28 protein-coding genes are annotated in these 23,320 nt (G+C 68.9%); 17 read left to right on the forward strand and 11 right to left on the reverse strand.

Annotated elements, in window-relative coordinates; translation table 11 throughout:
• The first annotated feature begins 1 nt into the window (after position 1).
• From ACGFIK_RS14445 to ACGFIK_RS14465, 5 genes are read left to right on the forward strand one after another with little or no spacing between them, the layout of a single operon-like run.
• On the forward strand, positions 2 to 1,063 hold the full coding sequence (locus ACGFIK_RS14445; protein ID WP_327026551.1) for an alpha-hydroxy acid oxidase: 1,062 nt from the start codon (positions 2 to 4) through the stop codon (positions 1,061 to 1,063).
• Complete coding sequence (locus ACGFIK_RS14450; protein ID WP_393339616.1) at positions 1,060 to 2,400, forward strand: cytochrome P450; 1,341 nt, start codon at positions 1,060 to 1,062, stop codon at positions 2,398 to 2,400. Before ACGFIK_RS14445 ends, ACGFIK_RS14450 begins: the two co-directional genes overlap by 4 nt.
• Entirely contained in the window at positions 2,397 to 3,665 is a 1,269-nt protein-coding gene (locus ACGFIK_RS14455; protein ID WP_327026549.1) for a cation:proton antiporter, read from the forward strand. The genes ACGFIK_RS14450 and ACGFIK_RS14455 overlap by 4 nt, the downstream gene beginning before the upstream one ends.
• A 52-nt stretch (positions 3,666 to 3,717) precedes the next feature.
• Complete coding sequence (locus ACGFIK_RS14460) at positions 3,718 to 4,389, forward strand: response regulator transcription factor (protein ID WP_357531776.1); 672 nt, start codon at positions 3,718 to 3,720, stop codon at positions 4,387 to 4,389.
• Positions 4,389 to 5,675, forward strand: coding sequence for a sensor histidine kinase (locus ACGFIK_RS14465; protein WP_393339620.1), 1,287 nt, complete (start codon positions 4,389 to 4,391; stop codon positions 5,673 to 5,675). The genes ACGFIK_RS14460 and ACGFIK_RS14465 overlap by 1 nt, the downstream gene beginning before the upstream one ends.
• Here the strand turns inward: ACGFIK_RS14465 and ACGFIK_RS14470 are convergent.
• From ACGFIK_RS14470 to ACGFIK_RS14480, 3 genes are all read right to left on the reverse strand, one after another.
• A complete protein-coding gene (locus ACGFIK_RS14470) occupies positions 5,667 to 6,128 on the reverse strand; it encodes a squamosa promoter-binding protein 15 (protein ID WP_393339623.1) in 462 nt (153 codons plus the stop codon). The two genes, ACGFIK_RS14465 and ACGFIK_RS14470, sit on opposite strands and share 9 nt — an antisense overlap.
• A gap of 115 nt (positions 6,129 to 6,243) precedes the next feature.
• The gene (locus tag ACGFIK_RS14475; protein WP_393339626.1) at positions 6,244 to 6,930 is read right to left on the reverse strand and encodes a response regulator; all 687 of its coding nucleotides are present in this window, start codon (positions 6,928 to 6,930) and stop codon (positions 6,244 to 6,246) included.
• A complete protein-coding gene (locus ACGFIK_RS14480) occupies positions 6,927 to 8,153 on the reverse strand; it encodes a sensor histidine kinase (RefSeq protein ID WP_393339629.1) in 1,227 nt (408 codons plus the stop codon). Before ACGFIK_RS14480 ends, ACGFIK_RS14475 begins: the two co-directional genes overlap by 4 nt.
• Positions 8,154 to 8,345: 192 nt before the next feature.
• On the opposite strand from ACGFIK_RS14480, the gene ACGFIK_RS14485 reads away from it, so the two are divergent.
• The gene (locus ACGFIK_RS14485; RefSeq protein ID WP_393339632.1) at positions 8,346 to 8,798 is read left to right on the forward strand and encodes a DUF6223 family protein; all 453 of its coding nucleotides are present in this window, start codon (positions 8,346 to 8,348) and stop codon (positions 8,796 to 8,798) included.
• 691 nt (positions 8,799 to 9,489) lie between these two features.
• On the opposite strand, the gene ACGFIK_RS14490 is transcribed toward ACGFIK_RS14485, so the two are convergent.
• Together ACGFIK_RS14490 and ACGFIK_RS14495 are read right to left on the reverse strand one after the other, a co-directional pair.
• Entirely contained in the window at positions 9,490 to 9,888 is a 399-nt protein-coding gene (locus tag ACGFIK_RS14490; protein WP_393339635.1) for a helix-turn-helix domain-containing protein, read from the reverse strand.
• Positions 9,889 to 9,956: 68 nt separating this feature from the next.
• Positions 9,957 to 10,103, reverse strand: a complete 147-nt coding sequence (locus tag ACGFIK_RS14495; RefSeq protein ID WP_357531770.1) for a hypothetical protein — start codon at positions 10,101 to 10,103, stop codon at positions 9,957 to 9,959.
• A 388-nt stretch (positions 10,104 to 10,491) separates the two neighbouring features.
• Here ACGFIK_RS14495 and ACGFIK_RS14500 point away from each other — a divergent pair, with 388 nt between their 5' ends.
• The 4 genes from ACGFIK_RS14500 to ACGFIK_RS14515 all read left to right on the forward strand — a co-directional run bounded on the left by ACGFIK_RS14500 (position 10,492) and on the right by ACGFIK_RS14515 (position 14,173).
• Positions 10,492 to 11,331 carry a helix-turn-helix domain-containing protein gene (locus ACGFIK_RS14500; protein ID WP_393339637.1) on the forward strand — a complete coding sequence of 280 codons (840 nt, stop codon included), beginning with the start codon at positions 10,492 to 10,494 and terminating at the stop codon, positions 11,329 to 11,331.
• A complete protein-coding gene (locus ACGFIK_RS14505) occupies positions 11,328 to 11,531 on the forward strand; it encodes a DUF397 domain-containing protein (protein WP_327026540.1) in 204 nt (67 codons plus the stop codon). Before ACGFIK_RS14500 ends, ACGFIK_RS14505 begins: the two co-directional genes overlap by 4 nt.
• 392 nt (positions 11,532 to 11,923) lie before the next feature.
• On the forward strand, positions 11,924 to 13,240 hold the full coding sequence (locus ACGFIK_RS14510) for a hemolysin family protein (RefSeq protein WP_393339641.1): 1,317 nt from the start codon (positions 11,924 to 11,926) through the stop codon (positions 13,238 to 13,240).
• Between the two features lie 72 nt (positions 13,241 to 13,312).
• A complete protein-coding gene (locus ACGFIK_RS14515) occupies positions 13,313 to 14,173 on the forward strand; it encodes a hypothetical protein (RefSeq protein ID WP_393339644.1) in 861 nt (286 codons plus the stop codon).
• Between the two features lie 81 nt (positions 14,174 to 14,254).
• Here ACGFIK_RS14515 and ACGFIK_RS14520 read toward each other — a convergent pair whose 3' ends face one another.
• Positions 14,255 to 15,250: an NAD-dependent epimerase/dehydratase family protein gene (locus ACGFIK_RS14520; protein WP_393339832.1), complete on the reverse strand. Its 996-nt coding sequence runs from the start codon at positions 15,248 to 15,250 to the stop codon at positions 14,255 to 14,257.
• Positions 15,251 to 15,368: 118 nt separating this feature from the next.
• Between ACGFIK_RS14520 and ACGFIK_RS14525 the strand changes: the two genes are divergently transcribed.
• The 3 genes from ACGFIK_RS14525 to ACGFIK_RS14535 all read left to right on the forward strand — a co-directional run bounded on the left by ACGFIK_RS14525 (position 15,369) and on the right by ACGFIK_RS14535 (position 17,161).
• A complete protein-coding gene (locus ACGFIK_RS14525) occupies positions 15,369 to 15,935 on the forward strand; it encodes a TetR/AcrR family transcriptional regulator (RefSeq protein WP_393339646.1) in 567 nt (188 codons plus the stop codon).
• A gap of 126 nt (positions 15,936 to 16,061) precedes the next feature.
• Complete coding sequence (locus tag ACGFIK_RS14530; RefSeq protein ID WP_393339648.1) at positions 16,062 to 16,610, forward strand: DUF6993 domain-containing protein; 549 nt, start codon at positions 16,062 to 16,064, stop codon at positions 16,608 to 16,610.
• Between the two features lie 71 nt (positions 16,611 to 16,681).
• The gene (locus ACGFIK_RS14535) at positions 16,682 to 17,161 is read left to right on the forward strand and encodes a barstar family protein (protein WP_393339651.1); all 480 of its coding nucleotides are present in this window, start codon (positions 16,682 to 16,684) and stop codon (positions 17,159 to 17,161) included.
• A 33-nt stretch (positions 17,162 to 17,194) separates the two neighbouring features.
• Here ACGFIK_RS14535 and ACGFIK_RS14540 read toward each other — a convergent pair whose 3' ends face one another.
• The 3 genes from ACGFIK_RS14540 to ACGFIK_RS14550 form a co-directional block, all read right to left on the reverse strand.
• Positions 17,195 to 17,737, reverse strand: a complete 543-nt coding sequence (locus ACGFIK_RS14540) for a PspC domain-containing protein (RefSeq protein WP_327026534.1) — start codon at positions 17,735 to 17,737, stop codon at positions 17,195 to 17,197.
• A 4-nt stretch (positions 17,738 to 17,741) separates the two neighbouring features.
• Positions 17,742 to 18,065, reverse strand: a complete 324-nt coding sequence (locus ACGFIK_RS14545) for a PadR family transcriptional regulator (protein ID WP_327026533.1) — start codon at positions 18,063 to 18,065, stop codon at positions 17,742 to 17,744.
• A 107-nt stretch (positions 18,066 to 18,172) separates the two neighbouring features.
• The gene (locus ACGFIK_RS14550; protein ID WP_327026532.1) at positions 18,173 to 18,553 is read right to left on the reverse strand and encodes a GntR family transcriptional regulator; all 381 of its coding nucleotides are present in this window, start codon (positions 18,551 to 18,553) and stop codon (positions 18,173 to 18,175) included.
• Positions 18,554 to 18,720: 167 nt separating this feature from the next.
• Here ACGFIK_RS14550 and ACGFIK_RS14555 point away from each other — a divergent pair, with 167 nt between their 5' ends.
• The 3 genes from ACGFIK_RS14555 (at position 18,721) to ACGFIK_RS14565 (ending at position 21,122) form a co-directional block, all read left to right on the forward strand.
• A complete protein-coding gene (locus tag ACGFIK_RS14555; protein WP_327026531.1) occupies positions 18,721 to 19,668 on the forward strand; it encodes a DUF5996 family protein in 948 nt (315 codons plus the stop codon).
• A 43-nt stretch (positions 19,669 to 19,711) separates the two neighbouring features.
• A complete protein-coding gene (locus ACGFIK_RS14560; protein WP_327026530.1) occupies positions 19,712 to 20,083 on the forward strand; it encodes a metalloregulator ArsR/SmtB family transcription factor in 372 nt (123 codons plus the stop codon).
• 310 nt (positions 20,084 to 20,393) lie between these two features.
• Positions 20,394 to 21,122 (forward strand): hypothetical protein, encoded by a 729-nt coding sequence (locus tag ACGFIK_RS14565; protein WP_327026529.1) that lies wholly within the window; start codon positions 20,394 to 20,396, stop codon positions 21,120 to 21,122.
• A 122-nt stretch (positions 21,123 to 21,244) separates the two neighbouring features.
• On the opposite strand, the gene ACGFIK_RS14570 is transcribed toward ACGFIK_RS14565, so the two are convergent.
• Positions 21,245 to 21,733 carry a VanZ family protein gene (locus ACGFIK_RS14570; protein ID WP_327026528.1) on the reverse strand — a complete coding sequence of 163 codons (489 nt, stop codon included), beginning with the start codon at positions 21,731 to 21,733 and terminating at the stop codon, positions 21,245 to 21,247.
• A gap of 133 nt (positions 21,734 to 21,866) precedes the next feature.
• Here ACGFIK_RS14570 and ACGFIK_RS14575 point away from each other — a divergent pair, with 133 nt between their 5' ends.
• The gene (locus ACGFIK_RS14575) at positions 21,867 to 22,586 is read left to right on the forward strand and encodes a GNAT family N-acetyltransferase (RefSeq protein ID WP_327026527.1); all 720 of its coding nucleotides are present in this window, start codon (positions 21,867 to 21,869) and stop codon (positions 22,584 to 22,586) included.
• A gap of 77 nt (positions 22,587 to 22,663) precedes the next feature.
• On the opposite strand, the gene ACGFIK_RS14580 is transcribed toward ACGFIK_RS14575, so the two are convergent.
• Positions 22,664 to 23,173: an O-acetyl-ADP-ribose deacetylase gene (locus ACGFIK_RS14580; protein WP_327026526.1), complete on the reverse strand. Its 510-nt coding sequence runs from the start codon at positions 23,171 to 23,173 to the stop codon at positions 22,664 to 22,666.
• Positions 23,174 to 23,320 lie beyond the last annotated feature (147 nt).

The raw sequence follows: 23,320 nt of genomic DNA on the forward strand, positions 1-23,320 counted from the left end.
GATGCCGCTGCTGGAGGGCGCAGCGCTGAACCTGGCCGAGTTGGCCGATGACGCGCGGCGTCGCCTGGACCCGGTGCACTGGGACTTCTTCGCCGGTGGGGCCGAGCAGGAGCGTACGGTCCGCGCCAACGAGGCGGCCTTCGCCCGGCGCTGTGTGGTGCCCCGCGTCCTGCGCGGGGTGGGCCGCCGGGACCTGCGGATCTCGCTGCTCGGCAGTCGGATCTCCATGCCGGTGCTGATCGCGCCGACCGCCTTCCACCGGCTGGCCCACCCCGCAGGCGAGGTGGCCACCGCACACGCCGCCGCCGAGGCCGGCACGATCATGGTGGTCAGCATGGCGGCCACCCGGCCGGTCGAGGAGATCGCCGCCGCCGGCGGGCCGCTGTGGTTCCAGCTCTACCCGCAGCCGGACCTCGACTTCACCGCCGCCGTGGTGCGGCGGGCGGAGGCCGCCGGCTGCACCGCCCTGGTCGTCACGGTCGACTCGCCCGTGTTCGGTCGGCGGGATCGCGACCTGCGGCACCGTTTCCTCGACCTGCCGCCCGGGTTGACCTGCGAGAACATGCGCGACGCCAGCGGCCGGGTGCGCGACATCGAGATGGACGCCGGGCTGGACTGGGCACGGATCGGCTGGCTGCGCGAGGTCACCGCGCTGCCGATCCTGCTGAAGGGAGTGCTGCATCCCGCGGATGCGGCCCTGGCCGTCTCGCACGGCGTCGACGGTGTGCTGGTCTCCAACCACGGGGGCCGGCAACTCGACGGGACCCTGGCCACCCTGGACGCCTTGCCCGCAGTCGTCGAGGCCGTGGCGGGGCGGCTGCCGGTGCTGCTCGACGGCGGCATCCGTCGGGGCACCGACATCCTGGTGGCGCTGGCGCTCGGCGCGACCGCCGTACTGATCGGCCGCCCGGTGCTCTGGGGGCTGGCGGTGGGCGGCGCCGCCGGGGTACGCCACGTGCTGGACCTGCTCCACGCCGACCTGGACCGGGCGTTGGCGCTGGTCGGTGCCAGCGGGCCGGCCGACCTGAGCAGTGACCTGGTCGCCACGGTGGCATGCCGATGAGCGTCCGGACCGCCCTGACTCTCCTGGCCGGGATCGGTGGGGCCTGGACGATCCCGTACTGGCTGCCCCCCACGGTGGTCCGGCTGCGGGAGTGGGTGTTCGTCACAGTCAACGGCGGCGAAGGCGTTGCCGTGCCGGGCCCTACCGTCGGCATGGAGCATTTCGAGCGGGTGTACTCGGATCCGGCGGCGGACGGCCGCAGCCGGGGGGCCGGGTTGTCGGACCTGTTCTGGTACTGGCTGGCCCCCGGACCCCACATGCACCAGGAGCATCTGGAGCCGGGCGAGCGCTACCGCACCGTGGCCGCCACCACCCGGCGGGTGCTAGCCGTACGCCGTCAGCGCTGCGACGACCTGGCGACCGCCGCCACCCGGCGGGTGCTCGACCGGTTACCGACCGACCGGATCAGCCACGTACGGCTGCGTGATCTGATGATGCCGGTCTGGGCCGAGGTCTACTACGAACTCGTCTTCGGCGAGAGATGTCCCCCGCACGCCCGGGCGTTGATCGTGGCCAACGCCGCCGATGTGGCCAGTGCACTGAAGTGCACCAGCCTGCGGCACATGCGGCGACGCGACCGGCTGACCAGGTATCTGCACGACCGGATCCAGGCCGGCACCTGCCCGGTGACCCTGCCGCCGCCGTTCACCGCCCAGGAAACGGCCTGGTACCTGCACGGTGCCTTCTTCACCACGGCGGTCGTGCAGATGTCCGAGGCGATGGCCCATGTGCTGCTGGCCCTGGCCACCCATCCCGAGATCCAGCGGGGACTCGACGATGACGACGCCCTGGACCGGGTGATCGACGAGACCCTGCGGGTGCATCCGCTCTTCGGCATCGCGCACCGGATCACCTCGGCACCGATCACCCTGCCCACCGGGGTGTCGCTGCCCGCCGGAACGGTACTGCTCTTCAACTACCTGGCGTTCCACCGGGGCGGAGCCGCCGGCGACGACCGATTCGACCCCGACCGGTGGCTGACGCTCAAGCGCGGCGAGGTGCATTTCATCCCGTACGGGGTCACCGCCAACCGGGCCTGTCCGGCCCGTGGTGTCGCGCCGGTGATGATGCGCGCCGCGACCCGCGAGGTGCTGCGCCGGCACGTCCTGGCCTCCTCGGCCGCACACACCCGGTCGCTGCCCAGCCGGGGTCCGGCTTATCTGACCCCGGTCGGATTCCCCGGGCCGGGGTGGCTTCGGCTGGCCGCCATGCGGCAGCGGGACCGGTGGGCCGACGTGGGTCGCAGTGTCCGGCAACTGGCGTTCGGCACCTGGATGGTCGTCGACGCCCGACGGAAGCGGTTGTGCACCACCTACTTCGAGGAGGCGGTCCGATGACCCCAACGGAGCTGGCGCCACGGTTCTTCATCGCGGTCACCGTGATCCTGATCTTCTGCAAAGGGGTCGCCTGGCTGCTCGGCAAGGCGGGCCAACCCGCCGTGGTCAGCGAGATGCTGGCCGGGGTACTACTCGGCCCGTCGCTGCTCGGGCTGGTCCTGCCGGAGGTGCAGAACGCCCTGTTCCCGGCCCCCCTGCTGCCGATCCTCTATGTCGTGGGCCAGGTCGGCCTGGTGCTGTTCATGTTCCAGGCCGGGTACGCGTTCAGCACCCACCGGGTCACCGGGCTCGCCGGCACCGCCGGGGTGATCTCACTGGCCGGGGTCACCGCGCCGCTGCTGCTGGGGGTGCTGCTGGTCCTGGTGACAGCCGACGCCGTGCCGATCCGGGCCGACGGCACCTCCCTCGGGGTCTCGGCCGCGTTCGTCGGGGTCGCCCTGGCCATCACCGCCTTCCCGATGCTGGCCCGGATCATCACCGAACGCGGGGACGCCGGCACCCGGCACGGCACCCTCTCCCTGGCCAGTGGCGCGATCGACGACATGGTCGCCTGGATCATGCTGGCCGTCGTGCTGGCCTTCGCCTCCGGCCGGGCCGGTCCCGCGATCGTCACCGCCGGCGGAGCGCTGATCTTCGGACTGCTGCTCTGGCTAGGCGGGCGTGGGGTCGCCACCGCGCTGATGACCCACCGCGGCCTCAACGACCGGGCCCGGCTGCTCGGCACGGTCGCCCTGCTCTTCCTGGTCGCCTGGTACACCGATGAGATCGGGCTGTACGCGGTCTTCGGCGCCTTCGCGGTCGGCGTGGTGATGCCCCGCACCGAGAACACCGACAGGGTGGTGGACACCCTGACCCCGGTCGCGGCGACCCTGTTCCTGCCGCTGTTCTTCACCTACTCCGGTTTGCGTACGGAGTTCGGGCTGCTCTCCTCCCTGCCGGTGCTGCTCTTCACGGTGGCCTGCGTGACGGCGGCGATCGTCGGCAAGTTCGGTGCCTGCTGGGCGGCGGCCCGGCTCCGCCGGGAGCCCTCGGGTGTCGCGCTGCGGGTCGGCGCGCTGATGAACGCCCGCGGCCTGATGCAGCTCATTGCGCTGAACGTCGGGCTGGAGGCGGGCATCGTGAACCCGGCCCTGTTCACCGTGCTGGTCCTAGTCGCGCTGGTCACCACCCTGATGACGACCCCGACCCTGAGCTGGATCGAACGCCGGGAGGCGCGACGACCCGGTACCGCACGTACGCCTGCCCTGATAAATTCAAATAGTTGATAAGACAAGTATCGTTCACCGCATCGACGTAGATCTATGCAATCGTGAACGAATGCAGGGCATAGAGTCGAACCGGCTGCTGCTGGTCGAGGACGACGAGGAACTCGCGGAGTTACTCACCGAGACACTGGGCCACGAAGGCCACCACGTCGACCGGGCCTCCGACGGCCAGCGCGGGCTGCATCTCGGGCTGACCCGTACCTACGACGTGATGCTCATCGACCGGATGCTGCCCGCCCTCGACGGTCTCGACCTGATCGCCCGGCTACGGGCCCGGGCGATCCCGGCCCGGACCCTGATGCTCACCGCGCTCGGCACGGTCGACGACCGGATCACCGGACTGGACGCGGGCGCCGACGACTACCTGGTCAAACCCTTCGACCTCGACGAACTGAGCGCCCGGGTCCGGGCCCTGTGTCGGCGTACCCCCGAGTCGACCGAGGTGCTCCGCATCGGCGCCGGGCTACTCGACCTGGTGTCGCGCGAGGTCGTACTGGCCGACCGTACCCGGGTGGCGTTGTCCGCCCGCGAGTTCGAGCTGCTGCGGGTACTGGCGGCCCGGCCGAACACCGTACATCCACGGGCCACGCTACGCCGCCGGGTCTTCGCCGAGACCGCCTCGGCGTCGATCGTGGACACCTACGTCTACTACCTCCGACGCAAACTCGGCCGGGCGGTGGTCCGCACCGTGCACGGCTTCGGCTACCGCCTGGGAACCCTGTGATGGAGGCGGCCGAACAGACGATCGTCCGACGGGCCCGATTACGCATCGGCCTGCTCATCGGCCTGGTCATCGGTGCCCTGCTGCTGCTGGCCGGCGGCATCTCGTACGCCGTCCTGGTCCGTAGCCAGGAGGCGCAGATCCAACGTGAGCTTGAGTGGGGCACGGAACACGGCACGATCGCCGGCCCACCCGCCTGTAGTTGGATCTTCCAGTACGACGGCACCACCGTGCGCACCGGCACCAACCCGCCGCCCCCGGGCTTCCCCCTCAGCGGCGCGCTGAAAACCGTGGCGGCCACCCGCACCACCGAGGTCACCACGGTGACGCGCAACGACACGACCTACCACGTACGCACCGAGGCCCGAGGCGACACAGTGGTCCAGGCGGTCTTCGACGCCCGGTTCCAACTGTCCGACCGCTGGCACCTGCTGCTCGCCTTCAGCCTGGCGGCCACGGTCGGGCTGCTCGCCGCCGTGCTGACCGGTGTGCTCGTCAGCCGTAGAGCCGTCGCACCACTGGCGGAAGCCCTGACCCGCCAACGCCGCTTCGTCGCGGACGCCAGCCACGAACTGCGAACCCCGATCGCCCAGGTGCACACCCGAGCCCAGTTGATCGCCCAACGGGCCCGCTACGACGGCACCGCCACCAACCTGGAGGATCTGGAACGACTCATCGGCACCACCCGGCGACTCGGCGAGATCGTCGACGACCTACTGCTCTCCGCCCGGCTGGCCGCCGCTCCCACCAACCGGGCACCAGATCCGCCGGTCGATCTCACCTCGCTGGTCGCCACCACGGTCGCCGCCGAGACCGAACGCGCCGCCGAACGCCAGCTCACCCTCACCCTGGACACCCCCGACGGCCCACTGCCGGTGCCCGGTGTCGAGTCGGCCCTGCGTCGGGTCGTCAGCGAACTGCTGGCCAACGCCCTGGCCCACACCCCCGCCGGAGGCCGCATCGACGTGACCCTGCGGGCCGCCGAGAACTGCGCCGAGATCGTGATCGCCGACACCGGGGAAGGGTTCGACCAGGCGGACGCCCGACGGATCTTCGACCGCTTCCACCGCGGCCCGGGCTCCGGAGACCGCCGCTTCGGCCTGGGACTGGCCCTGCTCCAGGAGGTCGTCACCAGCCACCACGGCGGAATCGAGGCCGAGGGCCATCCGGGCCGGGGAGCCCGCTTCACGGTACGCCTCCCCACGACGCAGACACCGATCAACAGCGGTGGAGCCGCACGGTTCAGGACCGCTCTGCTGCGGCTACGCTGCCGAATCGGCCTACGCTAGGGGCGGCCAGAACTCGTCGTCCTCCTCGTTCGGCGACGAAGGGGCGTACTGGCGCAGAAAGCCCTCGCGGATCATCCAGACGCGGAAGAAGAACTCCTCCTGGTCCATCACGAACAGCTGCACGGCATTCGGGTTGCGCCAGGCCACGGAACCGAAATGCTCCACAACAGCAGTGAGGTCGGCGTGGTTGAGGGCGCCGGCGTACACCTGACATTCGGGGTTTTTGTGTCCGCCCCACTGATTGTCCACACCGGTGATGCGGCGCAGGCTGCCGCAGCCACCCGGTCCCAGGCCTGGTTCACGACAGGGACACCTGTCGTTGAGCCAGTCGCTGAACGCCTCCGCGTTGAGGCGGTCCTCCAGGCTCACCGACAGCATCACGTTGGCGACCCAGCTCACCGCATCCTCCGATCCGCGCCCGAACCGTACCGCCAAGACCACCCGCTGCGACATGCTGGCTGTCCGATTTCAGGCCGTACTGAGATGCTTCTATAGCTGTCAAGAGCCGTCCCCGCTCACCCTGACCGGCGACTGGCTGTCCGCCCCCCACCCGGCCGCTGATCCGCGGTTACATGTGGGGGCTGACCAGCCCGGTCTGATAGGCGATGACGACCAGTTGTGCCCGGTCACGGGCGCCCAGCTTCGCCATCGCACGGCTGACATGGGTACGTGCGGTCGCCGGGCTGAGGAACAACTCGCCGCCGATCTCGTCATTGTTCAGACCCCGCCCCACCAGCGCCAGCACCTCCCGCTCCCGGTCGGTGAGCACCGCGAGTCGTTCCTGAGCGGCGTCGGCGGCCGTTCGCTGTGCCGTGAACTGGCCGATGAGACGTCGGGTGATCCGCGGGGCGAGCAGCGCCTCCCCTGCGGCGACCACCCGGATGGCGTGCAGGAGTTCGGCCGGTCCGGCGTCCTTGAGCAGAAAGCCACTGGCACCGGCCTGCAACGCGTCGAAGACGTTGGCGTCGGTGTCGTAGGTGGTGAGAATGAGGATCCGCACCCGCTCCAGCCCGCGCATCCGGGTGATCTGGGTGGTGGCCTGGATGCCGTCCACCTTCGGCATCCGGATGTCCATGACGACGACGTCCGGGCGAGCACGGCGAGCACCCTCCACCGCTTCGGCCCCGTCGGATGCCTCACCGACCACGGTGATGTCCTCTTCCAGGTCGAGCAACAGCCTGAACCCGGAGCGCACCAGCTTCTCGTCGTCGGCGAGCAGCACCCTGATCGGCGGTGCGGCAGCGGCCGGGTTCACCGGCGTGCCCCGTCCGGCGCTAGGGGCAGCCGGGCCCGGACCTCGAAACCTCCGCGCGGGGTCGGCCCGGCGCGGAGTTCTCCGCCGAGCAGCTGACAGCGTTCGCGCATGCCCACGATTCCGCAGCCAGGTCCGGCGGGGGTGTCCGTGGCGTCGCCGGCCGGTCGATCCGCGACGCCGGACCGGCTGCGGGGGCCGTCGTCGGTCACCCGGATCTCCAGTACGTCGACCCCCGGGGTCAGCGCGACCGTCACCCGGGTCGAACCGACGTGACGGACCACATTGGTGATCGCCTCCTGAACGATGCGGTATGCGGCAGTGTCCACCGCGCTCGGCAGCGGCGAAGCGGGCGACATCGCCTCGACCGTGACGTCCAGTCCGGTGTCACGGGCCTTGGCGGTGAGTTCGTCGAGCTGTGCCAGGCCCGCCTGCGGTACTCGGCCGTCGTTGTCATCCCGGAGCACGCCGAGAATGGTCCGCATCTCCCGCAGCGCCCGGGCACTTGTCAGCTCGATGGCCCGCAACGCTTCGCGCGCCTGCTCCGGTCTCCGGTCCAACACGTGCGCGGTCACTCCGGACTGGACGTTGATGATGGCGATGGCGTGCGCGACGGTGTCGTGCACCTCCCGGGCGATCCGGAGCCGTTCGGCGTCGACCCGCGCCCGCGCTGCCTCCTCACGGCTGCGTTCGGCCAGCTCTGCCCGCTCCTGAGCATCGGCGGCGATGACGCGTCGGGACCGGACGGATTCGCCCAGGGCCGCGCTCATCACCGACGCGCCGATGCGGAAGAACACCCAACCGATGGCCGCCCGCGGCTCGATGTCCGCCGCCGCGACCAACCACCCCACGGCGAGCACCGTGATACCCACACCAGCGATCACCAGTGACCGACGCCCGTCACCGTAGGCGGCGAGGGTGTACAGGGCGACGAACAACCCCAGCCAACCTGGCGCGTCCGGGAAGTCGAGACCGTAGTACACCAAGCTGGCGAGCGCGGCGGTCACGAACACGGCGACCGGCCACCGGCGGCGGACGACCAGGACCAGGCCACTGACCACCAGCAGCGCGTACCCGAGGTTCCCGAAGTCGGAGAGCGGCCGCAGGGCGCCCTCGACGGCGACCTTGGCGACCGTGCCCTGCACCTGCATCACGGTGACGAAGAGCGCGAGCACCACGTCGTAGGTCACCACGCGCAGGGGCCACGACCCGGCTCGGCGTTCCATTCCGTGAACCTACCGCTCCGAGGCATCGACAACGCTCCGTCCAGGTGCGCGACCGCCTACGACGACAGGCGTGGCGACACCGGGCTCGGCTACGCCCGACTGCGTAGACGCTGCCGTCCGCCGCCGGAGGCGATCACCGAGGCACCGACGCGACGATCATCGCCATCAGGGTCGGCGAAGAGGGGAGAAGAAATGAAGTCTTCAGGAATCCGACAGGTGCTGACGGTCGGTGCTGCCGTCCTGGTCGGAGGCATCGCCCTTGTCGTACTGCTGGGCGGGACCGGGCTCGGCGGACCGGCAGCCGCCGACGGACCAGGGGCCGCACTCGATGCGTACGGCCTGACCACCGGGCGGCTCGTGGGCCTCGTGGGAGCACTGGCGGCGCTGGCCGGTGTCGTCGTCGGTGGGCTGACCCTGGCCCGCCCCCGCAATCCCATCGGCACCGGCACCGGCCGTACCGGGGCCACCATCGCCCTGGTGGCAGGGCTGATCGGCGTGATCCTCGGTGGATACGTGGTGGCCGCCGCCGAGGGCGGGCCCGGCACCGGCTACGGAATTGTCGGGGGCGTCGTAGCCCTGGTGGTGGGGCTGACCAGCCTGACCCTCGGTGGGCTGGCCCTGGCCCGCTCCCGACACCCTCGCTGACCGGACACCCCGAGGCTTGACGCGTCGGATCAGCGGGTCAGGCCGACGACCGTGGCCAGTCGGGCCACGTCCGCTGCCGCCGGTCCGCCCCGAATGATCTCGGTGAGCAGGGTACGACCGACCGGGCGGCTGCGGACCTCGGCGGGCGCGGTGCGGTCGGCGTCGAGCAGCGCACGCCCGGCCCGACTGGGTCGGCCGGTATCGAGGTAGGCGCGGGTGGCGTCGACCAGGTGGGCGGCCCGGTGCTCGGGCGGCAGGCGTCGCCAGCCGTCGCTGCGGATGACGTGTTCGTGGCGCAGGATCGCCTCGGCGGTGTCGCCGAGGCGGTGGGCGGCCAGGGATCTGGCCGTCTGGACGGCAGCCGCCCCGAAGCCGGTGTGGTGCGGGTCGGTGTCGCCGGTGTGACGATCGGCGAGAGCAGCGGCATGGTCGAGCAGATCGTGGGCGTTGCGACGGTCGCCGTGTTCGGCGGCGGCCAGTCCGGCCTGGAGGTGGAGAGTGCCGCGTACGGTGTCGTCGTCTGCGGGGTCCGCCGTTGCCAGGGCGGCGGTGAGCGCCAGATGGTGATGGCCGAGAGCACGCAGCGCCTGGGCGACCGCGATGGTCGCGGCGGCGGTACGGGTGGGATCGTCGTCGGCGGCGACGGCCCGGTCGGCGGCGAGCCAGGCAAGGTCGGGGTGGTCGAGCTTGATCAGCACGTTTGCGGTGAGCCGGTAGGCGGAGGCGAGCAGGGTTGGGGTGCCGCTGGCGGCGTCCAGCAGGTCGGGCAGGGCACCGAGCAGTTGCGGGTAGCGGCGTGCTGATAAGCCATCCAGGCGTACGCGACCTGGTCGCCGGCCTGCTGCGCGGTGACGGTGCATCGGGGCCGGTGGTAGCGGGCGAGGGCGGCGCGTACCGTGTCGATGCCGTTCTGGGTGGGGGTGACGGCTGCCGGCTGGCGAGGGCCGAGCAGCATCTCCGGGTCGAGGCGCAGCACCTCGGCGATGTCGCGGATGACGGAGTACCGGTCGAGTCGGCGTACGCCGCGTTCGACCTTGTCGACCCAGCTTTTCGACTTGCCGAGCCGATCGGCGAAGGCCTGCTGGGTCATACCCCGATGCGTCCGTAACTCGGCCACCCGTCGCCCGAGGGGTACGGAGTTGTGATCCCGCCGGTAGGTCATCGGCTGCCCCCGGCGGGCGGCATGGTGTGGGTGTGCTCCCCACAACGCGGACACCACCGCGACTTCACCTTGAACGCGAACAACCCCGCCAGGAAGCCCAGCAGTATTCCGCTGAACACCATCATCATCACCTCCACAGTCACGGCCGCTCACCTTCCATTGGGGCCGAAGCCGGGTCTGAGTCCGCGGGGACTCGTGACCATGCGGAGTCGGCGGGCGGGCGGGTGACGACCAGCAGTGACACAGCGGGGCGTGCGGTGTGTCGCAGTAACCGCCAGCACCGGTCGTTTAACGCGGTGCAGGGGGAAGTACGGTGCATCTCAGATCCCTTCGGGTTCTGGCAAGCCCTCACATCGGAGCGTCTTTGGTCGGATGACCGATGTGAGGGCTTTTCCATGCTCTGCGCGCTGGCATCGAGCGTATGCGCACCCATTTTGCGCGCGCAGATTTACCGAGTCAATGACATGGTGCCAGGAAGCGTCGGCGCGTATGGTCGGTGCCAACCTCACGGGAAGATGGAGAATCGCGAGCGTGGAGAGCCCAACTTTCGTTCGGTTCCAGCTCGGTGCGCAGCTCAAGCAGGCGCGCGAGAAGGCTGGCGTGACCACCGAGCAGGCAGCCGCACTCATCGAGGTATCGCCGAGCACCCTGCGGAGGATCGAGCAGGGCAGGGTCGGCTTGAAGGGCCCAGCGTTGAACGCGCTACTCGACCGGTACGGGGTGGCCGATGACGAGCTGCGCGAGACGTTGCGATCGATGGCTCAAGCGGGCAAGCAGCGCGGCTGGTGGGCGAAGTACGGCGACCTGCCCAACTCCTATCGGCAGTACATCGGTCTTGAGTCCGCAGCGTCCGTGGTCGAGAACTTTGAAACTCTGGTCGTGCCGGGCCTGTTGCAGACGGTTGACTACGCCCGAGCGATCATCAGCGCTGACGCATCTCAGCCCACACCGCAGGCAACAGAGGAGCGGGTGACGGTGCGTGTGGAAAGGCAGAAGCTGCTCACCGAGGAGAAGCTGCGTCTGGTTGCGGTGATCGATGAGGCGGTGCTGCGTCGGCAGATCGGTGGACCCAACGTGATGCGAGATCAACTCTCGGCGCTGCTCGACGCGCAGAAGCGATGGAATGTGAGCATCCAGGTCATCCCCTTCCGAGAAGGGGCTTACGCCTCAATGGTGTCGAGCTTCCACATCCTCAGTTTCGACGAGGGGCCAGCGGTGGTGTACATCGAGGGCTTGACCGGCGACCTCTACGCTGAAGGTGAGGACGTTGACAGGTGTGCGCGGGTGTTCGGCAGTCTTCGAGCAGCAGCCCTGTCGCCTACGGCCTCGACCGCGATGATCAAGGGGATTCGGGACGAGGGGACGCCATGAAGGCGCTCGACAACCAGTGGCGAACCAGCAGTCGCAGCGGTGGCAACGGCGCATGCGTTGAGGCCCGGTACGCAGACCACGCTGCGCAGGTCCGCGACAGCAAAGACCAGCAGGGATCGGTGCTCATGTTCAGCGCCGGTCAGTGGATCGGATTTATTGAAGGCATCAAGGCCGGCGCATTCGGCAGCGGAGAGCGGTGAGCGCCTCCGCCAGGGGGAATTCTTGCCTGGACGGCAGCTTAGGGTAGCGCCGGCGATGCGGCCGTCCGGCCGATGTCCACGCGGGGCCGAAGCGGCTTTCGGCTGCCCCCTCTAGGCGTGGAGCTGCTGCGCGAGCTGGGCAGCCTTATCGAGCCGGCGAAGCATATTGCTCTCCCTGCCGAGGGAAGTCGCCCCACGTCATGACCTATTGTCCTAGGACGGCTTGCAAGGTGTCCTCTCCGTGACATAGCAATCCGGAGGCAGTGGCGTAGGGAGAACGGGCGCAAGTCTGCCCGCTGAACCCGCAACATGGGGGAGTCGGCACCGTGTATCGACCCGCCGCCGCGGTCGAGGCTCCGGACGGTGTCGGTCAAGGAGGCGTCGAACGGGCCGTGGATGGCTATGGCGTACGGGTCGTGTTGGTGTTGGTGTTGGTCTTGGTGAACGCGGTGTTCGCGGGTAGCGAGATGGCGTTGGTGTCGCTGCGGGAGAGCCAGCTGCAGCGTCTGGAGCGCACCTCCCGGGCGGGGCGGGTGTTGGCGAGGCTGGCGCGGGATCCCAACCGATTTCTGGCCACCATTCAGATCGGCATCACCCTGGCCGGGTTTCTGGCCTCGGCGGCTGCGGCGGTGTCACTGGCGGCGCCGCTGGTGGGGCCGCTGGGGTTCCTGGGATCGGCGGCGGAGCCGGTAGCGATCGTGCTGGTCACCATCGTGCTGACCTTCGTCACCTTGGTGCTGGGTGAGCTGGCGCCTAAGCGGATCGCGATGCAGCGGGCGGAGGGGTGGGCTCTGTTTGTCGCCCGTCCGTTGGACGCGTTGTCGGCGTTCTCCCGTCCGGCGGTGTGGCTGTTGAGTAAGGCCAGCGATGCGGTGGTGCGGTTGACCGGCGGGGACCCACGGGCCCGCCGTCAGGAGGTCACCACCGAGGAACTGCGGGACATCGTGGCCTCGCAGCGTAACCTCACCCCGGAACACCGCATGATCATCTCTGGGGCGTTCGAGGTGGCTGAGCGGATCCTGCGGGAGATCCTCGTCCCGCGCCGCGAGGTGGTCACCCTGTCCGAGTCACTGACCGCGCCGCAGGCGTTGCGGGAGTTGGGCCGGTCGGGGCAGACCCGCGCGCCGGTCGTGGGCCGCGCCGGCCTGGACGAGACCGTCGGTGTGGTGCACATGCGTGACCTGCTCGACCAGGAGGGCTCGGTCGCCGACTACGTCAGCGCGCCGCTGTATCTGCCGGAGACGTTGCGGGTCACCGAGGCGATTCGGGAGATGCGATCGCAGCGGCAGCAGTTCGCCCTTGTGGTGGACGAGCGTGGTGCCATCGACGGCATCGTGACGATGGAGGACCTGGTCGAGGAGATCGTCGGGGAGATCTACGACGAAACCGACCGGGATGTGCAGGCGGTCGTACGGGAGGTGGACGGGGCGCTGCTGTTGACGGGTGGTTTCCCGCTGCACGACCTACCGGACGTGGGTGTCGACCTGGACGAGGACACTATCGAGTCCGGCGACTACACGACGGTGGCGGGACTTGTCCTGGCACACCTCGGTCACATTCCCAAGGCGCCCGGCGAAGTGGTCGAGCTGCCGGGCCTGACCGCCGAGGTGGTCGAGGTGACAGGCCAGGCCATCACCCGAATACGCCTGCGACCCACACCGCGACGCCCCGACGGCCCTGACACGGACGAAACCGAGGTGGAGTCTTGACCGACGAGCGCCTACGCGAGACCGGCCGCGCCGTGCCCCGGCGACGTACCGATGAAGTGGCATGGATGAATCGTGGCAGGTGAGCAGGGCAACCGGTTGATCATTGAGCACGAGGAGGTCATCGGAGTCGACTATTCCGCCGATGGATTAACTGGATTGGTCGGTGTTGGTGCCCGCTTCGTGCGGTGCCGCTTCGACGGGCTCTGGTTTCAGTATGTGGCGCTGGGCTCCGGCATGGAGCTGTCGCAGTACGTCGAGTGCTCCTTCGACGGCGCGGTGCTCACCGGCACGGCCGGATATTCGCGGTTTATCGGCTGCACCTTCCGGAACGCGGAGATCCGCGATTTGACGGCGGATTACCTGGAGCTTGTTGAATGCGTGTTTACAGGGCGGATTCAGTCGACGACCTTCTGGGGCGCCCCACCGCCCGGCTCCGCCGAGCGGTTTACGAGCAACTTGGCGTTCCTTGCCAAGCAGGGACGGGCGGAGCCGCCGGGATATCGCGCGCTTGCCCTGCGAGAGTCCAACAAGTTCCACGGCAACGACTTCTCCGGGGTCGACCTGGTTGGTGTGGACTTCCGCTACGGCATCGACCTGACCAGGCAGCGCCTGCCGACCGGTGCAGACTACTTATACCTTGAAGACGCCGAGGACGCTCTGCATCGTGCGCTTGCGCTGCTGGTCGACCGGCCGGAAGACAATCTCACGGCTCGGGTCGAGCGGTCGCTGCGGCGGATGCTCGACCGGGAGATCGGCACCGGCCAACGACAACTGCTGCTCCGCGAGGTGGACTACTCGAACTGGGGCGTGTTGAAGCCACCCGCCCGGCTCATGTTCGATCTCCTGCGGGAGGCCACCGATCCACTGCCCCGGGTTGCGCTGATCGGCTGCCGACGGCGGGAGGGCGACGTGGCGCCTTCAACGAGCGGCTGATGCCCGGACCAGCCCCACGCGTTGCCTGAATACCAGGCAGGGCCGGTCGGCCACCCCAGCTCTGCGGGCATGACGGTCCCGCTACCGTCCAAAAGTCGCCATCCGGCGAAGGCCCTCGTCGACGGTGATCGTCGGCTGGTATTCCAGGTGGGTCCGGGCGCGCGTGATGTCGTAGGCGCGGTCGCGGCCCATGAAGGTGACGATCCATTGGGTGAGCGGTGGCGGCGTGGTACTGCGGCGGGCCTTGGCGACGGTCTCCATGATCGTGGCGATGGCCGACGCGATTGCCCGGGGGTAGCTGCGGCTGCTGCTCACGTCGTGGCCCTGGGTGGCGAGCAGCGGGGTGAAGAAGGTGCGGGCCGGCCGGGGGTTGCCGTCGGTGACATAGCAGACGAGGCCGTGGTTTCCCCGTGTCATGGCCAAGGCGACGGCGTGGGCAAGGTTGTCGAAGTGGCAGAAGTCGACCGTGTGCTGCCCGCCGTCGATCCAGGCGAACCGGCCGGCCTCGACAGAGTCGACGAATCCTTGCAGGTTGCCGGCCGTGCCGTGGCCCCAGAGGAAGGGCGGTCGGAGGATCACCAGCGTGGTCTCTGCGTGGGGGAGTGCGAGAAGTTCCTGCTCGGTGCGCAGCTTGACTCGGCTGTAAGCGATGTTCGCCCGGCCGGTGTCGGAGGTTTCGTTAACGATGTTCAGGTGTCTGGTGCCGGTGGAGACGCTGGCGGCCGAGAGCAGGACGAAGCGTTTCACCCCTGCGGCTACCGCAGCCTGGTACAGGGCGCGGGTGGGCAGCAGGTTGCGCTCGACGAACAGTTCGTCGGGCCCCCAGAACTCCATGAAGGCCGCCGCGTGGACCACCGCGTCGACTCCGTGGAGGGTGTCCAGCCACGCCGGCGCGCCGGCGTGGCTTCGGAGGGCCCCTGTCAGGTCACCGCGTACCGGTCGCGCACCGGCGGCCGCGACCGCCTTCTCCGCAGTGGCGGACCTCGCGAGCGCGTGCACGGTGTGCCCGTCGGCCACGAGCCTGCGAATGAGCACACCGCCGGCAGAACCGGAGCCACCTGTGAGAAATACGTCCATGAGATCCCTCCACCATCGAGACACATCTTGTTGACGCTGTCATCTGAGAGAAGTGTGGATGGCTGAGCTGACAATGTCAACCGAACAGTTGACATTGTCAACTAGATAGCATGGCGTGGTGATCAGTCGCGTGGAGTCCGCTGCCGCCACCCGTCGTTCCCTGCTCGACGTGGCCGCCGGCCTGCTGGACGAGGGTGGACCGGAGGCGGTGACGCTGCGGGCGGTGGGTGCGCGGGCCGGCGTGAGTCGCGGAGCGCCCTACCGCCACTTCGCCGACAAGGGCGACCTGCTGACCGCGGTCGCGGCCGAGGCATGGGACCGGTTGGCGGATCGGGCCGTGGAATGGGCCGCCGATCCGCTGACCCCGGCGGAGGAGAAGCTACAGAAAATGCTCACCGGGCTCCTTGCCGTCGGCCGCGAGCAGCCACATCTGTATCGACTGATGCACCAGGCGCCCGCCAGTGACGAGGTGCTGCGCGCGGCATCGCGAAGCCAAGGCCCGTTCGTGGCCGTCCTGAGCGAGCTGGTCGGTGAGGACCAGGCCCATCGCTACGGGGCGCTGCTACTCACCAGCGTGCACGGGATAATCGGGATGGAGGCCAGCGGTCAACTCACCGCCGACAAGTGGCACACCGACGCCGACGACATCCTGACCCTCCTGACCGGCATGATCGGCGATCGCTGAGCAAGGAAGAAACGGCTGCCCACCGTGGGGCGATCCTAGGCCGCACCGTGACACGTGACAACGGGAGAGCGACCGCACCTCGTACCATCGAATCTTCTCGATACCGGAATACGACGGGGGTCGGGTATGCGGGCAGGAATGGTCACCTGGTCGGCGGCTGCCGTCTCGCTCGCCGTGCTGGCGCTCGGCTGCGCGGCCCCGGGCACCCGGGACGGCGACGGGCAGGCAATGCCCACGGATGCGTCGTCGCCGGCAGTGTCGTCGTCGTCCGCAGCGGTGGCGGAGCCGACCGGTCGGCAGCCAGACGCATCTCCGAACCATGCCGACAACAACGGCTGGAAGCAGCGCCATGAACTGTCCGCTGCGGATGAGCGCGCCGGGCGGGACCTCGCCGCGCGGATCCGACCTTCGCTTGAGGCGCTACGCGCCGCCGGGGACTTCGCGCCGACCTCCACCCGGCAGGCGCTGCTAGATCTGGGTCTTCAGGCAGACGCGATCGAGGTCACCGCCATGCGACCGCCGATCGGGCAGGAAACCCCACCACAGGGAGCGGTGTACGCGGTTCGGTTCGGAACCGTGGGCTGTGTGATCGGGGACGTACGGCCTGACCGGGTGATGGTCGAGGTCACCGGCTCGGCTGCCGAGTTCGGCTGCCTGGAGCCGTCCTCGCACTGACGCCACCCGGCACCGGGCCGGATGGCAGGGGAAAGGCTGCCGGTAGGAGAATGTCGATTGAGGTGGGCAGGATGACTGACGAAGCGTGGCGACCTGCCCCTGATCCGCTCGTGGTCTGCTCGCGCGGGTCTCTGGTGGAGTTGGCCGCAGTGCTGCCGTCGTCCGGCAGATTCGTCGTCGCCCGCCTTGACGGCACGAGGATGACAGACGCCGATCAGGTTCTCTACGACTTCTCGGACGCCCTGCGCTTTCCCCGCTACTTCGGCTGGAACTGGGACGCCCTGTCCGACTGCCTCAGGGACCTGCACTGGCTGCCCGCGGACGGCTACCTGCTGATCGTCGACAACGCACCCCGACTGATGGCGGACCGTACCCAGGACCGGCACACGCTCTTCCGTGTCCTCGCCCGGGCAGTTCACCACTGGGTCAGTCCGCTCGGTCAGCCGGAGGGCAAGGTCGTCCCGTTCACGACCCTGCTGCTGTGTGACCGGGACGAGGAGACGGTACGCCTGCGCCAGGACATCGCCCAGGCACTGCGCAACGGCCGGTGAGATCCCACATCGCTCGCGACCGTCGCCATCGACTCATCGGCGTAGCCGCACGTCATTGCGGGGCGTATCCCGTTGGCGTTCGTAGTCGGCGACCGTGGGGACGACGGGGAGCACGAGCAGCAGGACCAGGTACACCACGGCGAGTAGACCACCGGTGACCATGCTCAGCAGCAGCACGACCGTTCGTACCCAGTCGACGCGGAATTCGCCGTACGCCGCGACGCCGACGCAGATACCGCCGAACCATTTGCCCTCGTGGATCCGGCACCAGAACCGCCCGCGTGATCCTCCCTCGGCGGGAGGCGGGGCGGGGCGTACCGGGCTGACCGGCCCGAGGTCGGCCAGGATCGCGGCCATCTGCGTACCGGTCACCGGGTTGTCGCCTGATTCCGCGAGGGTGCTCAACCGGTCGCCGATCGCGGACTCGAGATCTCGGACGATCTCGTCGGCGTCCGGGTCGGAGCGCAGCGCGTGCCGCGCATCATCGAGGTACTGCCGCAGGGTGTCGCGTGCTCCGGCGGTGGCGGGAAAGGCCATTGCATGCCCGGTGAGGCGGATGGATACCGGATCGCTCATGGGGTCACCGTCCAATGGTGTTGATCGCGCGGGTCAGCTCGTTCCAGTACTCCCGGAATGCGGTGAGCTGGGTTCTGCCGGCGTCGGTGAGGGAGAAGTACTTCCGGGGTGGTCCCGTCGGCGACTCACGCCACTCGTGGTGTACGAGTCCGTCTCGCCGGAGCTTGCTCAGCAGCGGATAGAGCGTGCCCTCCTGGGCTGGGAAGTCCGCCTCCTGTAGCGCGGCGAGGATCTCCGCCGCGTACCGCTGCTGGGACTCGACGGTAGCTAGTACGAGTGGCTCGAGCAGGCCGCGCCGCAACGCCACGAGCTTCGGATCGGTCTGCATGTGGGTACCTTGTCACAACAAGGTACCTGTGGCAATGCAAGCCCGTGATCTCCTGCCGCTGAGTGGGGCTGGCTCTGCGGGAGACCGAGGGTTTCGCTGCTGAAGAACTAGTGGGGTGACGAGGAACGAGACGGTCCCACGCCCAGTGCCGCCTCGACGATCCGGACGGCCTCGGCGGGGTCGATACCGACACTGGTGATGACCGCCGCGTAGTCGCGGGCGGCGCTGCGGGCCCGGTCGAGGGCCTGTTCGCCGGCGGCCGAGACGAACGAGCCGGCCCGCCCGTGGGTCTCGATCAACCCGGCCTCCTCCAGTTCCCGGTACGCCCGAGCGACCGTGTTCGCGGCCAGGCCCAGATCGGCCGCGAGCCTGCGGATCGTCGGCAGTTTCGTGCCGACGGCCAGCGAGCGGTCCTGGATCTGCCGGGCGAGCTGGGCCCGGAGCTGCTCGTACGGCGGCGTCGGTGAGGCTGCGTCGATGACGATCACCGGACGAGCATGACGCGCCGGGCTGCAGTCCCGCTACCCGGGGTCTGGCCTGGAAGGAGCAACACGGCCGGTCAGTGAATCGACGGTGCTATGTAGGTGCCGGCCCGCAGGGCACGATTACGACGACCAGCCACCCTCGCGTTACAGCGCCAAGGATGTGAGTAGCGATGACAAGCCCGGCACCGACGAGCTGGCCGAGCCTGCGGGTCTCGGACTGGACCGACACCCGCGACACCCTGCACATGTGGACCCAGATCGTGGGCAAGATCCGCATGGCACACGCTCCGATGCTCAACCACTGGTGGCAGGTCACCCTTTACGTCAGCCCGCGCGGGCTGACGACCTCGACCATCCCGTACCGCACGGGTGCCTTCGAGATCGAGTTCGATTTCCTCGGTCACCAGCTCGACGTGCGGACCAGCAGCGGCGACGCGCGGAGCCTCCCGCTTCGGCCGATGCCGGTCGCCGAGTTCTACGCCCAGCTCCTGGACCTGCTCGATCAGCTCGGGATCGAGGCGCCGATCCGGCCGCGCCCCAACGAGGTCGACCCGGCGATCCCCTTCGCCGAGGACTGCGAGCACGCCTCCTACGACGGCGAGGCGGTCACCCTGTTCTGGCGACAACTGCTCCAGGCGAACCGAGTGATCGGCGAATTCCGGTCCTACTTCGTGGGCAAGGTCAGCCCGGTGCACTTCTTCTGGGGCGGGATGGACCTCGCCTGCACCCGCTTTTCCGGCCGGTCGGCCCCGCCGCATCCCGGGGGCATGCCCAACTGCGCGGACTGGGTCATGGCCGAGGGGTACTCCCGCGAGCTATCCAGCTGCGGATTCTGGCCCGGAGGCGGCGAGGAAGGTGCCTTCTACTCCTACGCCTATCCCGAACCCGACGGGTTCTCCGAGCAGCCGATCGGTCCCGACGGCGCGTACTTCAGTACGGAGTTCAAGCAGTTCCTGCTGCCGTACGAGGTCGCCCGCGCCGCACCGGATCCGGACCGTGCGGTCGCCGAGTTCCTCCACACCACCTACAAGGCAGCAGCGGACCGGGGACACTGGGACCGCTCCGCGCTGGAGGACGACCCGTTTCGGTGGCACAACCGCCTCGCGACCTCCGGGTGATCCTGCCCTCGTTCATCAGCTGATTGGGGGGTTTGCTGCAACGATGCGAGACGTGGGAACTGTGAAGACTACGCCGCCTGCCATCTCGCCCCTCGCCGGCGAGCCGATCGACCGTGCCGATGCCGAACGCCTCGCGGGGGTGCTGAAGGCGTTCGCCGACCCGGCCCGGCTGCGACTGCTCAGCCTGATCCAGTCGGCTCCAGAGGGAGAGGCCTCGGTCAGTGACCTCACCGAGCCTCTCGGGCTCTCCCAGCCGACCGTCAGTCATCACCTGCGGATCCTCACCGAGGCCGGCCTGCTCGAGCGTGACAAGCGCGGCGTCTGGGCGTACTACCGTCTCGTGCCGTCCGCCATCGCCACAGTCGCCGACCTGTTGACCCCGCCCCGCAAACGAGCAACGAAGAAGTCCCGCTGACCGACGCCTCGAAGACCACACCACTCGTCACACACGCACCGACTGCCGCGTCGTCGGAAACCGCGCATTGCCGGCGGCATCAGGGGACGCCCCGGTCGACCTCGGTGCCGTAGTCGGTGAGTAGGTCGTCGAGATATTCCTCGTGTCCGAGTGCCTGGCCTTGGGCGACGACGACCGCGACCTCCTCCACGCCGACCAGCATCGCGGGCCATCGACACCACACGAGTTGATCGCGTACGAATCGCAATGCACCACGACGCAGCAAGGCTGGCAGGGTCGGCGACGTGGAGTGACCGGAGAGAATGTATGGGTGGATCCCACGAACTTGCACTGGGCGTCACGCCGGTATCTGATGACGCGATACGAGGAACTTCAGAGCGAGTACGGTCGGCTGCCCGACGGGGGCCGCCGCGCTGATGGGTACCACTACACCACCGAAGCGAAGCGGATCTTCCCCCGCTACAACGTCGTGGAAGCCATGCTCATGGCGGTTGAGCGAATTGACCCGGATCGGGTTCCCGCCGTCGACGTACTGGTCAGCATGATGCTGGCGGCTGCCGACGGTGGGGACTTCCCGCTCACTGAGCCGCCCTACGACGAGGTCGAAGCACAGGCCGTGACCGATGAGCGCCGGCTGTTCGCTGCGAAGGTGCAGCATTGGGCGGCGCAGCCCGAATTCCGCACCGACCCGGTCCCGTATCGGCGCGTGCTCACGCGCGAGGAGTCATCGGCCTGGCGGACGTCACTGCAGCAGCGATGGGGGGTGCAGAACGGCTGGTGGCACCCGATGCTCGGTAGTTCGGTTCCACACGACGTGCTGGTGCTGGCTGAGGAGTCGATGTGGGAGGGCGACGGCGTTGATCAGGTTCGCCGAGTACTGCGAGAGTTGGGCCGACCGCGGGTAGTCGAGTTGGGCGAGTATGGGGCCGACTACCTGCTGGATGTCGAGATCGTCGCCCCGCGGTACGCTCTCGTGGCGACCTGGCCTGAGGTCGACCGGTGGCGGTGGCCCGGATGGCAGGCACTCGACCATAAGTGAGCGCCGTCTTCCGTATCGAAGCGCGAGACGAACTCAGCACCGCACCGCAAGCGCGGACGATCAGGTGAGCTCGCCAGCGCGCGGATCGCTGTACGGTGACCGGCCCGGTGACCGGGAGGGGCCTACTCCGATGGCGGTACGGGCAGCAGGCGATCGGGAGTGGGCAGCCGACACGCCGCGAGAACGGCCAGGCCTGCACCGGTCGTGTTCAACAGCACGTCGTCGATCGACGAGACACGTCCGAGTGCCAGGGCGTACTGCAGTGCTTCCACTGCGGTCGACATGCCTGCGGCCACGATGACCACATGTGTGAGCCGGACCTGCCACCCCAGACCCAGACCGAACCCCACCGCCGCGAACACCAGCAGATTGCCGACGATCTGGAAGAACGCGGTCAGCGGATGGTCGGCGAGGATCTCCACCAGGTCGCGCAGCGGCACCAGCCGCACTTCTCGGGGCGCGTCGAGTGGGGTGAGGACCACCACCAGCCATGGCAGCGTCCAGACCACCATGACCGTCGTGGCCAATGCCCGCCGGACCGCCAGCCCTGCGGGGACACCGCGCCTCCGGTAACAGGTCACGAGGTGACGCGTACCGACCAGGCCGGCCATGACGAGAGCCACCGCAGTCGCCACGACCGGAAGCCAACGCAGGTACCCGCCCGGGATCATCGTGGAGCATCGTAGATGCTGACAGCTGCGAACTCGGTGGCGTGAGCGGTGGACCAGGCGTGAGGATGCGTTCGTGGCCGCTGATGTGTTGCTCGCTCGGGCTCGGGTGGTGTGGCGTGAGTTGGCCGGTGTTCCGATGGCCTTACCCGCTGACGGCGGCGTCGACGTAGCCGTCTCGGCTGAATCGCGGCTGTCTCCGCCGGGCTGGGTCGGAATCGTCGCCTTGGGCGACGCCGCGATCGTCACCCTGCCGGCAGACAATCGGGCCGAGACCGTACGTGGGGTGCTGCGCAGCGTGCCCGTCGAGGAACTGACCGACCCGGACCGGCTCCGCGCCGTACTGCCGGTCGCCGAGGTGCTGGGTCCGGCGAGCCTGGCCTACCTCGACGACGGTGACTTCCAGCCGGTCGGGCTCGACACCGTGGACGTGGTTCCTCGTGCACATGACGATCTTGTCAGGCTCCTGGCCTCCGTTCCCGTGGACGACGCCGACGAGTGCGGGTTGGCTGACATCACCTCTGCGGCGTTCGTGGTGCGCCGCGGCGACCACGTCGTCGCGGCGGCAGGTTACCGGCACTGGCCGGGTATGGCGGCTCACCTGTGCGTCCTCACCAGGCCGGATCATCGCGAGCGCGGACTGGCGCGTGCCGTCGCCTCCGCGGCAGCCGCGGACGGCTTGGCGAACCGCCTGTTACCGCAGTGGCGGGCTCGCCCGGAGCCATCGCGCCGAGTGGCACGGTCGCTGGGATTCCGCCAACTCGGCACCCAGCTGAGCATCCGAATCGGCATCTGAGCCCACACCAGATCGCTGGCTACGCGAGCCTTTGCAGCACAGCACAGGTCACGCTGCCCGTGGCAGTTCCGGACGGATCAACCCGTGGCTGTCAGCGCGGCTTGCAGATGCTCGCAGGCGTCCTCGTCGAACGCGACGAGTCGTACCCGTTGGACGTTTGTCGCTGTTGATCTGATCGTTGCTACGGCGATGCGGGCGGCCTGGTCGGCAGGAAAGCCGTACACGCCGGTGGCGATTGCGGGGAAGGCGACGCTGCGGGCGCCGAGTTCGTCGGCGACCTGCAGGCTCCTGCGGTAACAGGAGGCCAGGACGTCGGCCTCACCGTGGCCGCCGCCCTCCCAGATCGGCCCAACCGCATGGATGACGTGCCGCACCGGTGGGTCGAGGTCGAAGGCCGGGGTAGCCATCGCATCGCCCGGATCGCAGGGGCCGATCGCACCCCCGGCTCGGGCCAGACGGGGCCCGGCAGCGCGGTGGATCGCGCCGTCGACACCACCACCGCCGAGCAGGGACTCGTTGGCCGCCGTGACGATGGCGTCCACGTCCTCTCGCGTGATGTCACCCATTACAACCTCGATGATTGCCACGGCAGAATCGTGACACACCGCTGGCGTGCCGGCCCGCTGTCGCCGAACCGGTGGCCGCCGGTTACGGCGTCGAATTCGTTGTATGGCGCCGGCGTTCCGACCATCGTCGAGCATCGTGAGGCGTTGAAGGTGTCCGCCGGCCGCGTG

The organism is Micromonospora sp. NPDC048871, from assembly GCF_043198155.1.
In the GTDB taxonomy this organism is placed as follows: domain Bacteria; phylum Actinomycetota; class Actinomycetes; order Mycobacteriales; family Micromonosporaceae; genus Micromonospora.

Bases quoted from the DNA above. Each gene is read 5' to 3' on its own strand.
- ACGFIK_RS14445 (WP_327026551.1), top strand. From the start codon at position 2: ATGCCGCTGCTGGAGGGCGCAGCGCTGAACCTGGCCGAGTTGGCCGAT.
- ACGFIK_RS14450 (WP_393339616.1), top strand. From the start codon at position 1,060: ATGAGCGTCCGGACCGCCCTGACTCTCCTGGCCGGGATCGGTGGGGCC.
- ACGFIK_RS14455 (WP_327026549.1), top strand. From the start codon at position 2,397: ATGACCCCAACGGAGCTGGCGCCACGGTTCTTCATCGCGGTCACCGTG.
- ACGFIK_RS14460 (WP_357531776.1), top strand. From the start codon at position 3,718: ATGCAGGGCATAGAGTCGAACCGGCTGCTGCTGGTCGAGGACGACGAG.
- ACGFIK_RS14465 (WP_393339620.1), top strand. From the start codon at position 4,389: ATGGAGGCGGCCGAACAGACGATCGTCCGACGGGCCCGATTACGCATC.
- ACGFIK_RS14470 (WP_393339623.1), bottom strand. From the start codon at position 6,128: ATGTCGCAGCGGGTGGTCTTGGCGGTACGGTTCGGGCGCGGATCGGAG.
- ACGFIK_RS14480 (WP_393339629.1), bottom strand. From the start codon at position 8,153: ATGGAACGCCGAGCCGGGTCGTGGCCCCTGCGCGTGGTGACCTACGAC.
- ACGFIK_RS14485 (WP_393339632.1), top strand. From the start codon at position 8,346: ATGAAGTCTTCAGGAATCCGACAGGTGCTGACGGTCGGTGCTGCCGTC.
- ACGFIK_RS14490 (WP_393339635.1), bottom strand. From the start codon at position 9,888: ATGACCCAGCAGGCCTTCGCCGATCGGCTCGGCAAGTCGAAAAGCTGG.
- ACGFIK_RS14505 (WP_327026540.1), top strand. From the start codon at position 11,328: ATGAAGGCGCTCGACAACCAGTGGCGAACCAGCAGTCGCAGCGGTGGC.
- ACGFIK_RS14520 (WP_393339832.1), bottom strand. From the start codon at position 15,250: ATGGACGTATTTCTCACAGGTGGCTCCGGTTCTGCCGGCGGTGTGCTC.
- ACGFIK_RS14530 (WP_393339648.1), top strand. From the start codon at position 16,062: ATGCGGGCAGGAATGGTCACCTGGTCGGCGGCTGCCGTCTCGCTCGCC.
- ACGFIK_RS14535 (WP_393339651.1), top strand. From the start codon at position 16,682: ATGACTGACGAAGCGTGGCGACCTGCCCCTGATCCGCTCGTGGTCTGC.
- ACGFIK_RS14540 (WP_327026534.1), bottom strand. From the start codon at position 17,737: ATGAGCGATCCGGTATCCATCCGCCTCACCGGGCATGCAATGGCCTTT.
- ACGFIK_RS14545 (WP_327026533.1), bottom strand. From the start codon at position 18,065: ATGCAGACCGATCCGAAGCTCGTGGCGTTGCGGCGCGGCCTGCTCGAG.
- ACGFIK_RS14555 (WP_327026531.1), top strand. From the start codon at position 18,721: ATGACAAGCCCGGCACCGACGAGCTGGCCGAGCCTGCGGGTCTCGGAC.
- ACGFIK_RS14560 (WP_327026530.1), top strand. From the start codon at position 19,712: ATGCGAGACGTGGGAACTGTGAAGACTACGCCGCCTGCCATCTCGCCC.
- ACGFIK_RS14570 (WP_327026528.1), bottom strand. From the start codon at position 21,733: ATGGCCGGCCTGGTCGGTACGCGTCACCTCGTGACCTGTTACCGGAGG.